The following is a 12,086-nucleotide window of genomic DNA, read 5'->3' on the forward strand; positions in this document are numbered from 1 at the left end:
AATTAATAAAATATAGCACCGATTATCCTATCAAATTTTTAAAATATGAAATTTTTCTAAAATAATTTTATTCACCTCTTTCAAAAATAAAAATATTTTGTTAACCACTATCTAAGATAGTGGGGGAAACAGCGGCAATTGTTACGCGTACTGCTGAGCTATTCATAAGCACTTAAATATTAAGTGTTTGATTTTGTGAATTATTTTTTATGAACAGTCATTTTACTAACTGTTATGAAATAAAAATGCTCCACTTGATTCGGGAGGAGCAAGATGAGGAAATGAAATGCGCGTATTATTAATTGAAGATGATAAAACAACCACTAAAAGCATCGAATTGATGCTAAAATCAGAAAATTTTAATGTTTACATTACTGATCTGGGTGAAGAAGGTATCGATCTAGGTAAACTCTATGATTATGATATCATTTTGCTTGATCTGAATCTTCCTGATATGTCAGGCTATGAAGTCTTACGGACTCTAAGGCTAGAAAAAATAAAGACTCCCGTGCTTATCCTTTCTGGTATGGGAGGGATTGAAGATAAAGTTCGTGGTTTTGGCTTTGGTGCTGATGATTACATGACTAAACCTTTCCATAAAGATGAATTAATTGCACGTATTCACGCTGTTGTTCGTCGTTCTAAAGGTCATGCACAATCAGTTATCATTACTGGCGATCTTACTGTTAATCTCGATGCTAAAACAGTCGAAATTGCAGGTCGTCCTGTTCATCTAACAGGAAAAGAATACCAAATGCTAGAACTTCTATCTCTACGCAAGGGTACTACACTTACTAAAGAAATGTTCCTCAATCATCTCTACGGTGGTATGGATGAACCTGAACTCAAAATTATTGATGTCTTTATCTGCAAGCTGCGGAAAAAACTGGATGCAGTATCTTCTGGCGTCAATTATATTGATACAGTTTGGGGACGCGGTTACGTATTACGTGATCCAGTTGAAGAAAACATACGAAAAACTGCTTAAATAACAAAAATCATAACTCTTAAAATCTCAGATATTATATGCTGAGATTTTTTTTGTTATCGATCAATAAAAATCCTATAATTATCATTCATTAAATAGCATCTCAGCTATTTTTTCTAATATAGTGAAAAATTTTATCTTGTTCAGAACTTCTTTATACATTCGAAAGTAATGCAGTCACTGGTTTCGTGTATGCTTATTTTCATAGCTGTTATCTCAGCAAGTAATATCGTATAATAGAACTGAGCAATACGTGCATCAATTAGCTCTTCCGGCATTTTTCCGTTATATAATTCAATAAAATGAGAAGGGATACGTAATATTTTACCACGAATTTCGAATCGAAATAAACGTTGATCTGTATTTTGTAAAATTACAACACCTATTTCACCACCTTGAGAAACCGTCGCATTTGCAATCAATAATAAATTAAGCAAAAGTTTAATTTCATCTTTCGGTAGAAGAAAAGAAGCAGCCTGCCATTTCAAAATTGCTTTTTCTTCTTTCATATATTGTTGAGACACTTGTTCAGCAAAAATCGTATCTACTTTGTCCTCTACTCCTCCTACAGCCCCAAAAGCTAATCGCGCAAATTGTAAACGTGCAGAAGCATTTGCAACAGATAAACGCACTAATTGTAAAACATCTTCATCAGCATTACCTTCATCATAAAGCTCCATAGCATTTTGAATAGCACCAATAGGAGAAATTAAATCGTGGCAAATACGACTACAAAGCAAAGCAGCCAAATCAGTAGACTTCAAAGAAATAGCTAATGTCATATTTATATAGCTCCTCAATTCTGAATGTTTTTCAACTGCAACTCTTAGCACCTAATGTATGTACAGAAATTGAACAATCACATTAAAATCTTCTTTTTAAGAATAAATTTAAGAATTTAAATAACTTTATGCCTTATTTTCTATCTATTGGATAAACATTATAATTCTATTTGTGTATAAATTAACTTAAAATTAAAAGGGAAAAATCCCATGACACACTCTCTTTTATCACGTTGGTATATGAATATTGTACTTTTTGCATCGCTTTTATTCATAATAACAAATATTGCAAATGCCCAACTCTCACCAATAGAAGAAAATGATCAAAATTTCTCGTTGCAAGAAATTATTTCTTCTGGTCATAATTTTTTTGGGAAAACAGCAGGAAGCATAGCCACTGCAATTGAAAAAATTTTTTCACGACACGGACATCCAAGTGCTTATATTTTAGGAGAAGAAGCATCTGGAGCTTTTTTTGCCGGATTAACTTATGGTGAAGGAAAAATCTTCACAAAAAACTATGGGCAGCATAAAGTTTTTTGGCAAGGTCCTTCTATAGGATGGGATTTTGGCGGTCAAGGATCCCGTTTAATGATCTTAGTTTATGATCTTAATAAGATAAATAATTTATGGGGACGCTATGGAGGTATTTCAGGTTCGGCCTATTTAATTGCAGGAGTTGGCTTTCATATTCTTAAACGGGATAATACTCTGCTCATTCCGATACGCACAGGCATTGGCGCACGCCTTAGCATCAATATGGGATATTTAAAATTAACACCCACACCAACATGGAACCCATTTTAACACTCTGACTGAAAAGAGGCATTATGTTTATCCAATCAATTCTTTTTTTTATTCTCGGAATTGCGACTATTTCTTGGTTATTAGTACTGATTTCCCCTCTCATTTGGCGTAAAGTTCTTCATTTTGCATACAAATCTGTTTCTGCAAAAATTCCGTTATCGCTTATTGAAATACAAGCAAACCAAAACTTTCTTTGTGCCCAGCATGCCGTAGAATTGGCGCGCCATGCACAAAAATATGATTCTTTACAAAAAAAATATGCTCAACTAAAAATACAACTTAGCCTCCAAAAAGAACAGCTCTGCTCTTCATATTTTCCACCGCAATGCACACCCCTTCTCTCTCCTAAAACAGAATCGGTAGAGAAAAAAAATAATGTTCTTGCAACAAATACTTTCATAAAGGAAATTAAAGCTATGCATGAGAAAATAGCGCATTATAAAAAACGCTTAAAAAATATTCAAATAGATGAGCTTGATACTGCTGCTAAAGATCAACTACTGCATGAATTATGTGAAGAAACAAAAGAATTAGCAGCCACGCTAGCTGCTCACATCGCTATAAAAGAGGGTAAAGACTCATCTATTAATAAATTAATTAAAGGCTCTAAAAACAAAAACGACCTTGCATCTTATATTCGCAAAAAAATTGTTAATACTAAAAAAACTCCCCTCCCTGAAAATTAATTACAGCTAAACAATAAAAGACGTTTTTGATAAGCTGATAACTGAAAGATCAACAATGAACATCATTGATTAATATCAATGCCATGAAAACTTTGTTATTATGAATTCACACTGTCAACAATAGCTAATTTGCAAATGATAAACTTTTACTATTCAAGTTTCATCTGTAAAATAGCGTATTTCTTTTATAATTTTTCTTATTTTAAAGTTTTTTGCAGTCTTTTAGGATATACAATCTGACCAAAATATTAGTATAATGAGAGGATATTTATGTTTTCCTTCATACTGGCATGAATATTTGCAATTTCTTTTTCTATAAATAGGACTATATTCTCAACTTTCATGATCCATTTGATATCAGCGTTATAAGTGAAAGAACGCATGAAATCATTAATAGATATGAAAAGTGATATAGACTGAATTAATCAGGACCTTACAGTATACAATGTTCCATAAATAGTGCGATTCTTTTACAAATTTTACGCACTATAAAAATCTCTTATACATTGAATAATTTTATCTTGATCGCTTTGAGATAAATAAGGATACATAGGTAAGCTTAAGACACAACTTCCTAAATACTCAGAAACAGAAAGAGAATCCTTTACATAGGGAAAATTTTTATAAGCTGGTTGTAAATGTAATGGAGTATTATAATAAACCATTGTAGGAACGCCATTTTTTTGTAAATAGGCTTTTAACTGATCACGATTTTTCACCTTAATAGTGTATTGTGCATAAGCACAACGAACATTTTCTTCCACTTCTGGAACTGCCACAATATCCTTTAAATTCTCAGAATAACGTTGAGCAATTGCTGCACGTTTTTCTATCTCATCTTCAAAAATAACAAGCTTTTCTAACAAAATCGCAGCTTGAATTGTATCTAATCGTGAATTCATACCAATACGCACATTGTCATATTGCGTTTTACCTTTACCATGAAATAATATTGAACGTAAAAGGGCTGCCATATCATCATCATTGGTCATCATAGCGCCCCCGTCACCATAACACCCTAAAGGTTTTGCTGGATAAAAACTCGTTGCGGCAACGTCACCAAAAGCGCCACACATAATATGACCACTTTTACCACCTATCGATTGAGCAGTATCTTCAATAACAAAAAGATTTTCTTTTTCAGCCACTAGAGAAATTTGACTATAGTCAGCAGGAAGTCCAAATAAATCGACAGCAATAATAGCCTTTGGTTTAAGACGTCCCTCTTTTTTAATCATTGCGATTGCTTCACAAAGTTTATCAACATCAATATTGAATGTATCGGACCTTACATCAACAAATACAGGCTCTGCTCCTACCAAAGCCGCAACCTCTGCCGTTGCAGAAAAAGTAAAGCTAGGACAAAAGACAGCATCCCCTGGACCAATATTTTTAGCCATAAGAGGCATCATCAATGCATCTGTTCCATTAGCACAAGCAATAACATGTTTAACGCCAAGATAGTCTGCTAACTTTTCTTCAAATTCTGTTACTTTCGGTCCTAAAATATACTGACCACTGGCTATAACATGCGCAATTGCAGCATTAATTTTATCTTCGATGCGCGCACGCTGCGCTCCAAGGTCAATGAATTGCATATTAACTCCATTGATAATTACAATTAGGAAAGCATACTTTATCTTTTACTCATAATGGTTGACACTAGCTGCAGTTAAAACTCTTAAAATAGCGACAGCATCTTTCCCATTTGTACGAGGCAATTGACGTGTCTCAACACAATTTAGAAAATGCTGTAATTCGTAAGTAAGCGGTAAACCTTCACAAACATCAATATAATTTATCTTATCAACCTTAGAAACCCATTTTTTATTCTCCTGCCAAACAGAAAAATTGTGGAATGCTAATTTACGATTCCACGGTTCCATATCATCCAATACAAGCATAGCCTTTGTACCAACAACTGTTAAGCGCCTTTCGCAATAAGGGCTAAGACGTGAAGTAAAGAGGTGACTGCGTATACCATTGGGAAATGTCATATGAACATGCGCAAAATCAGAAAGCTGGTTAATCACTGCAGATCCTTCTCCATGCACCTGAGAAGGCTCACATTTTGTCAAAGCTAAAATCATTGAAAGATCATGAGGAGCAAGATCCCATAAAGCGCTGCTTTGTGTATGAAATTTACCGAACCCTAACCGATGAGAATAAATATAACGGATATCTCCTAATGCTTCTTGCTCTATTAATTCACATAATTTTTCAAAGGCAGGATGAAAACGCAAAATATGGCCTACCATAAAAATCCGCCCATATTCATGAGCAATCTTAACTTGAAGTTCAGCATCAGCTACATTCAAAGCAATTGGTTTTTCAACCAAAACATCCTTACCACTTTTAAGAGCCCGTAGCGCATTTTCTGTATGAAATTGTGGGGGTAAAGCTAGAACAAGTGCATCAATATCTTTATGAGTAAAAAGCTCATCGGGTGTAATAGCTATAACACCATACGTATTTGCAAAATGTGCAGCGCGATCAGCATCAGTATCAGAAACTGCTGCTAAAACTCCAAGAGTTTGAAGGGTCTGTATATGATTTTTACCCCAATAACCGCACCCTAAAACCGCTACACGTGGCGCCATTTTTTATGCCTTATTTTGTCAATTATATAAAATTTATACTTTCAATTCATTCCATATCCGGGATGAAACAGAATAACAAGAGAAAAGCTTAAAAACGATGCTTGACATCTTACTATTCTACCTCTTAGTATCCACAAAAGATAAAATGACTTAATCAGATTTATCTGTTTTGGCGGAGTAGCTCAGTAGGTTAGAGCAGAGGAATCATAATCCTTGTGTCGGGGGTTCGAATCCCTCCTCCGCTACCAATATTTATTTTATGACATTTTTTAGAAAAATTTTCATCATATAACTCCAATTAATTTTGCTGAATTATTATAAATAACTTTTTATAATCAATGAATAGAAAGCAATAAAAAATACATAAATTTTTCTTAAAAAAATTTTATAGTAATACTATTCTTTCATCACTCAAGGACTTAATGTAATTATATGGAAAAATGAAACAATTATTTTTCTGTATTTTTTATTTTCAATTTTTATAATAAAATGATTAAAAGCAGTATGAGCACAAAGAATAATACGAGTTGTTCAGAATTAATTGCTCGGATTTATAATGAAGTCATGTATAATCATATACACAGAACATAACCTGATCATTCAAATTAACTTTTCACCCTATACTTTTAAAATTCCTAGTTTTGAAAAAAGCTATCTAAAAAAGAAAGTTGATCTCCTCATAAGACTTATAATGCTCTCTCTTCTCTATGAACAATAGCCTCAATACTGGATTTAAAAAACATCTTTGTATAGTCATCTTTTGCGTGTAAATGACGCAAATCGCTATTGCTTAACTCCTCAACAATTACACCTTTGTGCATAATCCCAGCACGATCGCATATATGTGCAATAACAGCAAGATCATGAGAAACCATTAAATAAGTCAAATGTTTTTCTTGTCGTAATGATTTTAATAAATTTAAAATTTCAGCCTGCACAGATACATCCAATGCAGATGTTGGTTCATCAAGTAACAAAACTGCTGGTTCAATAATCAAAGCACGCGCAAGAGCAACACGTTGACGTTGACCTCCAGATAATTCATGTGGATAACGATAAAAAAATGAAGAACCTAAACCAACAGAATCCAAAACATTCTGTATCCGTTCTTCTTTATTATCCATGTTATGGATGGAGAGAGCTTCAGAAAGAGCAGTATAAATCATTTTTCGTGGATGAAGCGATGCATAAGGATCTTGAAAGACCATTTGAATACGACGTAGAAAAGCCTTATCTTTTTTCTGCGGTACTTCTTTTCCATCAAAAATGACCTGTCCACTCGAACAGGGAACTAACCCAACTAATGCATTTAAAATAGTTGATTTACCGCACCCTGATTCACCAATCAAACCATAAGCTTCACCACGCTTAATATGAAAATTAACATTTTTCACAACTGGCGTTGCTCGATAACCACGTCCGAAGGTTACAGATAAATCAGAAACATCAACAATATTTTCATAATTGGTCATACTAACCTCTTTCAACACCATGAACAATTGCAGGCCCATCTAACCAACTAGGATCTCGCTCAGGAACAGCTAAAACATCAACTGGATTATCAAGCCGTGGCAAGCTTGCCAACAAAGCTTTTGTGTAGGGATGACGTGCACGAGATAAATCAGATGCTGACAATTCTTCTAAGATACGACCAGCATACATAACCAAAACACGATCACAAAAATTAGCAATCACATTCAAATCATGACTAATGAAAATAAGTCCCATTCCAGATTTTGTTACAAGCTCATCCAGCACCGTTAAAACCTGAGATCTAACTGTGATATCAAGTGCGGATGTTGGCTCATCAGCAATGACTAAATCAGGTTTTGAAATAAGCATCATAGCAATCATAACCCGCTGCCCCATTCCACCTGATATTTCATGAGGAAATAACCGCATAACATGTTCAGGATTACGAATATGAACAGATTCGAGCATAGAAATTGTCTGTTTCCACGCATCCATTTTTGAAACACGATAATGAACACGGTAAGCTTCTATGATCTGATCCCCAATTCGCATTAACGGATTAAGCGAATATTTTGGATCTTGTAAAATCATTGCAATACGTTTTCCCCGAATAGTACGCATCTGAGACTCATTCGCAGATAACAAATCTATATCATCAAAACGCATTTTTTTAGCTTTAACGATTGCTGACTTCGGATTTAGTTTTAAAATCGCACGTCCAGTTATTGATTTTCCGGATCCAGATTCTCCAACAATTCCAATTTTTTCTCTCACAGCAGAAAAGCTAACACCACGCACAACATCTGAAATACCACCTGTTATAGGAAATGAAATGTGTAAATCTTCTATCTCTAATAATTTTTTACTCATTGCGCGGGTCCAATATATCACGAAGTCCATCACCTAAAAGATTAAAACCCAAGCTCGTAAGCAATATTGCACAACCGGGAACTGCCGCCAACCACCAACTTGTCATCATAAATTCACGACCAGTTGAAAGCATAGCTCCCCATTCAGGACTGGGTGGCTGAGCGCCTAATCCTAAAAAACCAAGACCGGCAGCCGTTAAAATAATCGCAGACATATTCAACGTTAACCGTACAATTACCGAGGGAATACACATCGGTGCAATATGGAATAGAATAATTCGAAAAGAAGATGCTCCCTGTAGACGAACGGCAGAAACATAATCAGATAAGCGTATTGTCAAAGTTTCAGCACGCGCTAAACGTGCAATTGGTGGCCATGCTGCAATTGAAATCGCAATTGCAGCATTTTCAATACCTGGTCCTAAAACAGCCGAAAAAGCAAGTGCTAAAATCAAACTTGGAAAAGCAAGAAAAATATCAACAATACGCATCAAAATAGTATCAACCCATCCTCCTATATAACCGGCTGTTGTCCCTACAATGAGTCCTATAGGTGCCACAATAATGGTAGTTAGAAAAACAATATAAAGGGTAATACGCATACCAAAAATTAAGCGACTAAAAATATCACGTCCTAATTCATCTGTTCCTAAATAATGCGATGAAGATGGTGGAAGAAGTCGATGAGCAAGATCATTGCTTACAACATCATGGGTAGCAATCCAAGGTGCAAAAATCGCACATACAATAATAGAAAAAATAATAATAAAACCCAATAAAGCAGAAATATTACGAAAAAATCGGATTAACGAATAATAAAATTTTTGTATATTTGCCTGAATAACTGACTGTGGAACAGGCTTATTTGACCAATGTTTTAATTGGGGTTCGTTTTTGTGCAATATTGCCATAATTTAACGTGTCCTTGGATCGAAAATATTATAAAATAAATCAGAAAGTAAATTAATAACAATAAAAAAGCACCCTATAAGTAGTGTACAAGCTACAACCGCATTCATATCACCTGCCAAAAGTGCACTCGTTAAATAACGTCCAAATCCAGGCCAAGCAAAAACAGTTTCTGTTAACACAGCACCTTCTAATAAAAAAGCATAAGAAAGTCCAACAACAGTAATAATCTGAACAGCAGCATTGCGAAAAGCATGCTTCCAAACTGTTTGTCGCCATGATAATCCTTTAACACGTGCAGTAATAATATATTCTTGATTGAGTTGTTCAATCATAAATCCACGTGTCATACGGCTAATATAAGCCATAGCACCAAAAGCTAGAATTAAAGCAGGCATAATAATATGACTGAAAACATTGCCAAAAGCTTCCCATTGCCCTTGCATTGCAGTATCCAAAAGAAAAAACCCCGTCTTAGCTTCAAAAGAATATTCATAAATAAAATCAATACGTCCTGGACCACCAATCCAATCAAGCTTATTGTAAAATACCAATAACGCCATCAATCCAAGCCAAAAAGTTGGCGTTGAGTAAACACACAGTGTAAAAAGACGTACAAAATAATCAATGGGTGAATTACGGTACATTGCTGCAATGATACCAAATGGAATACCAAAGCTTGTACCAATAATAATAGCAACTGTTGCTAATTCCAGCGTTGGAGGAAATACATGCATGATATCTTCTAAAATAGGACGCCCTGAAATCAAAGAATCTCCAAAATCAAACAAAAAAATATTTTGAAGATAGGTCCAATATTGAATGATCAATGGCTTATCAAGGCCCAAACGATAGAACATTTTATCGTAAGCTTCTTGACTAATATTATCTCCAAGAATAGCAATAACAGGATCTAAAGGAAGAAGGCGACCAATAAAAAAAGTAATGGTTATTAAGCCAATTAACGTAACAAATACCGAAATAAAAAGTTTAAAAATTTTGAAAAAAAAGGCCGACATATAGAAATTTTTCTGATTCGGCGATGCTGCTATATCCGTTTTTGACAATGATGAAGTTATCATAATATTTCCCTACCAACTTATGAAACATAAGTTTAGCGATATTTCTCGCCCTACAGTCAAATAAATTTTAACCATACATTACATATGACTTCGTTCATCATTTGATTACATATATTTTTCAGCTTTATTATAATAAAGCCTGAAACTATTCCAGACCCATTTTTTCACTGCAGGTCCTACTCCAATAGTATAATATGTCTGGAATAAATAAGCCATAGGACCGTGATTTAAAATATAATTTTGTAGTTCTCGATATTGCTCGAAGCGTTTACTTTTATCCTCTTCAAATAAAGCATCCATCACCATTTTATTTGCCTTTGCATCATAATATCCAGCCCGCCAAGCCAAATGCATATTATACGGTTTAGTAAATGTCGGATCAGGATTAAAAACATGATGCCATGAAGATGCATGCCCATCAGGGTCAGCTGTATTCCAACTCATAATAGCAATATCATAATTTCCACCACGAACACGATTTAATAATTGAGCTTGTGACATTTTTTCAATGGAAAGTTCAATCCCAATTTTACGAGCATTTTCTTGAATAATTTGTGCAACAGATGACATATAGGACAAACTGCCAATTAAAAGATTGGCCTTAAAGCCATTTACATAGCCCGCCTCTTTAATTAACTGTTTTGCTTTTTTCAAATCCAACTTAAATGGCACACCCTCTTTTTCATCTAAAGCGCCTGGTATCCCCAACGGCATATAACTTGCACGAGGAATAGCAATCCCTTTTAAAACAGTTTTACCGAGCGTATCATAATCGACTAGATAACGAAATGCCAAACGCACTTTTTCATTGGCAAAAATTACATTCTTATTATTCAACGAAAGATAAACAGACTGTGGACGTAAAACACGATGAATTGCAAGAGGCCCCTCTTGTTTCTCAATATCCAATATATCTTCTGAAGAGAGATCACGGGATATATCTACAACACCCTTTTCCAAAAGGAACCTCTGACTTGCTGATTCAGCCACATGAAGTATTAAAATCCGCTCAATTTTCGGCGCGTCTCCCCAATAATGTTGTGTTGCTTCTAAAACAACGCGCTCTCCGGGAGCCCAACGTACTAATTTATAAGGCCCAACACACGCTGAATGAGTCGCTAAATATTTATTTCCCATATCATTATTAACAGCATGCATTTCGAGTTTCTGCCGATTCAGCAAAGCAGAAGCATAAGATTGTCCAATTACAGTCAATATAAGACGCAAAGGATAAAGTTTATCAAATTGCATTTGTAAAGTTTTATCATCAAGAGCTTGGATCTTTGTTTCAACATTATCTTCAGTAAATCCGTAATCTTTTAAAGATTGAGCATAACTCAATCCTAATTTAACAACCCGTTGCATTGACCAAGCAAGATCTTGTGCAGTTGCTAATGTTCCATCATCAAATTTTAAATCATCACGAAGATGAAAAATGATTTTTTTCCCATCATCCAAAACATCCCAAGATTTGGCCATAGCAGGCTGAATTTCTGTAGAGTTATGTGGATCATACTGTACCAATGCACTGCAAATATTCGTCAATAACTCACTCGTTACAACTTCTACAGATTGTGCTGGATCAAAACTGGTAATCGAATCAATACTCCATGCCATCACTAATGTATTTTTAGGGGATGCATGCAACATTATTGGCATTAATCCACTAAAAAAAACAATTGATCCTAATAAAGCATAAATTCTCTTAAACATTTTCTTATACAGCCATTCAGTTTGCATTTTTTATTGTACCAACCCTTTCAAACAAAAATCGATGATGATTATTCAATTATAAGACAGCACCTTATTTTTCAGGTTCTATGTATAGAGAAATATACTTTTACTCGATTGCGCGAATTACTTACCCTTTACACATCGCATAATCCAATA

Annotated in this window: 11 protein-coding genes and 1 tRNA gene; 4 read left to right on the forward strand and 8 right to left on the reverse strand. The window is 34.7% G+C overall.

Annotation, left to right across the window (positions count from 1 at the left end; genetic code table 11):
• Nucleotides 1-286 precede the first annotated feature (286 nt).
• Nucleotides 287-988: a response regulator transcription factor CtrA gene (gene ctrA / locus BA1379B_RS04675; RefSeq protein WP_035006900.1), complete on the forward strand. Its 702-nt coding sequence runs from the start codon at nt 287-289 to the stop codon at nt 986-988.
• Nucleotides 989-1,131: 143 nt separating this feature from the next.
• Here ctrA and chpT read toward each other — a convergent pair whose 3' ends face one another.
• A complete protein-coding gene (chpT, locus tag BA1379B_RS04680) occupies nt 1,132-1,770 on the reverse strand; it encodes a histidine phosphotransferase ChpT (protein WP_078673927.1) in 639 nt (212 codons plus the stop codon).
• Nucleotides 1,771-1,980: 210 nt separating this feature from the next.
• Here chpT and BA1379B_RS04685 point away from each other — a divergent pair, with 210 nt between their 5' ends.
• Both BA1379B_RS04685 and BA1379B_RS04690 read left to right on the forward strand, forming a co-directional pair.
• Nucleotides 1,981-2,577 (forward strand): DUF1134 domain-containing protein, encoded by a 597-nt coding sequence (locus BA1379B_RS04685; RefSeq protein WP_078673928.1) that lies wholly within the window; start codon nt 1,981-1,983, stop codon nt 2,575-2,577.
• A gap of 23 nt (nt 2,578-2,600) precedes the next feature.
• Nucleotides 2,601-3,263, forward strand: a complete 663-nt coding sequence (locus BA1379B_RS04690; protein ID WP_035006895.1) for a hypothetical protein — start codon at nt 2,601-2,603, stop codon at nt 3,261-3,263.
• Nucleotides 3,264-3,742: 479 nt separating this feature from the next.
• On the opposite strand, the gene BA1379B_RS04695 is transcribed toward BA1379B_RS04690, so the two are convergent.
• Together BA1379B_RS04695 and BA1379B_RS04700 are read right to left on the reverse strand one after the other, a co-directional pair.
• A complete protein-coding gene (locus tag BA1379B_RS04695) occupies nt 3,743-4,861 on the reverse strand; it encodes a DegT/DnrJ/EryC1/StrS family aminotransferase (RefSeq protein ID WP_078673929.1) in 1,119 nt (372 codons plus the stop codon).
• Nucleotides 4,862-4,906: 45 nt separating this feature from the next.
• On the reverse strand, nt 4,907-5,863 hold the full coding sequence (locus BA1379B_RS04700) for a Gfo/Idh/MocA family protein (protein WP_078673930.1): 957 nt from the start codon (nt 5,861-5,863) through the stop codon (nt 4,907-4,909).
• Nucleotides 5,864-6,034: 171 nt separating this feature from the next.
• On the opposite strand from BA1379B_RS04700, the gene BA1379B_RS04705 reads away from it, so the two are divergent.
• A tRNA-Met gene (locus BA1379B_RS04705) sits at nt 6,035-6,111 on the forward strand.
• Nucleotides 6,112-6,549: 438 nt separating this feature from the next.
• Here BA1379B_RS04705 and BA1379B_RS04710 read toward each other — a convergent pair.
• The 5 genes from BA1379B_RS04710 to BA1379B_RS04730 all read right to left on the reverse strand — a co-directional run bounded on the left by BA1379B_RS04710 (nt 6,550) and on the right by BA1379B_RS04730 (nt 11,909).
• Nucleotides 6,550-7,335, reverse strand: a complete 786-nt coding sequence (locus BA1379B_RS04710; protein WP_035006889.1) for an ABC transporter ATP-binding protein — start codon at nt 7,333-7,335, stop codon at nt 6,550-6,552.
• Nucleotide 7,336: 1 nt separating this feature from the next.
• Nucleotides 7,337-8,206, reverse strand: coding sequence for an ABC transporter ATP-binding protein (locus BA1379B_RS04715; RefSeq protein ID WP_078692438.1), 870 nt, complete (start codon nt 8,204-8,206; stop codon nt 7,337-7,339).
• A complete protein-coding gene (locus BA1379B_RS04720) occupies nt 8,199-9,116 on the reverse strand; it encodes an ABC transporter permease (protein WP_078692439.1) in 918 nt (305 codons plus the stop codon). Before BA1379B_RS04720 ends, BA1379B_RS04715 begins: the two co-directional genes overlap by 8 nt.
• 3 nt (nt 9,117-9,119) lie before the next feature.
• Nucleotides 9,120-10,133, reverse strand: a complete 1,014-nt coding sequence (locus tag BA1379B_RS04725) for an ABC transporter permease (RefSeq protein ID WP_371441550.1) — start codon at nt 10,131-10,133, stop codon at nt 9,120-9,122.
• 168 nt (nt 10,134-10,301) lie between these two features.
• Entirely contained in the window at nt 10,302-11,909 is a 1,608-nt protein-coding gene (locus tag BA1379B_RS04730; RefSeq protein ID WP_035007378.1) for an ABC transporter substrate-binding protein, read from the reverse strand.
• Nucleotides 11,910-12,086: the final 177 nt, after the last annotated feature.

It is taken from the genome of Bartonella sp. A1379B (genome assembly GCF_002022485.1).
Taxonomy (GTDB): Bacteria; Pseudomonadota; Alphaproteobacteria; order Rhizobiales; family Rhizobiaceae; genus Bartonella; species Bartonella rochalimae.

What these genes read in the sequence shown, in the direction of transcription:
- ctrA (WP_035006900.1), top strand. Translation starts at nt 287, where the DNA reads ATGCGCGTATTATTAATTGAAGATGATAAAACAACCACTAAAAGCATC.
- chpT (WP_078673927.1), bottom strand. Translation starts at nt 1,770, where the DNA reads ATGACATTAGCTATTTCTTTGAAGTCTACTGATTTGGCTGCTTTGCTT.
- BA1379B_RS04685 (WP_078673928.1), top strand. Translation starts at nt 1,981, where the DNA reads ATGACACACTCTCTTTTATCACGTTGGTATATGAATATTGTACTTTTT.
- BA1379B_RS04690 (WP_035006895.1), top strand. Translation starts at nt 2,601, where the DNA reads ATGTTTATCCAATCAATTCTTTTTTTTATTCTCGGAATTGCGACTATT.
- BA1379B_RS04695 (WP_078673929.1), bottom strand. Translation starts at nt 4,861, where the DNA reads ATGCAATTCATTGACCTTGGAGCGCAGCGTGCGCGCATCGAAGATAAA.
- BA1379B_RS04700 (WP_078673930.1), bottom strand. Translation starts at nt 5,863, where the DNA reads ATGGCGCCACGTGTAGCGGTTTTAGGGTGCGGTTATTGGGGTAAAAAT.
- BA1379B_RS04710 (WP_035006889.1), bottom strand. Translation starts at nt 7,335, where the DNA reads ATGACCAATTATGAAAATATTGTTGATGTTTCTGATTTATCTGTAACC.
- BA1379B_RS04715 (WP_078692438.1), bottom strand. Translation starts at nt 8,206, where the DNA reads ATGAGTAAAAAATTATTAGAGATAGAAGATTTACACATTTCATTTCCT.
- BA1379B_RS04720 (WP_078692439.1), bottom strand. Translation starts at nt 9,116, where the DNA reads ATGGCAATATTGCACAAAAACGAACCCCAATTAAAACATTGGTCAAAT.
- BA1379B_RS04725 (WP_371441550.1), bottom strand. Translation starts at nt 10,133, where the DNA reads ATGTCGGCCTTTTTTTTCAAAATTTTTAAACTTTTTATTTCGGTATTT.
- BA1379B_RS04730 (WP_035007378.1), bottom strand. Translation starts at nt 11,909, where the DNA reads ATGTTTAAGAGAATTTATGCTTTATTAGGATCAATTGTTTTTTTTAGT.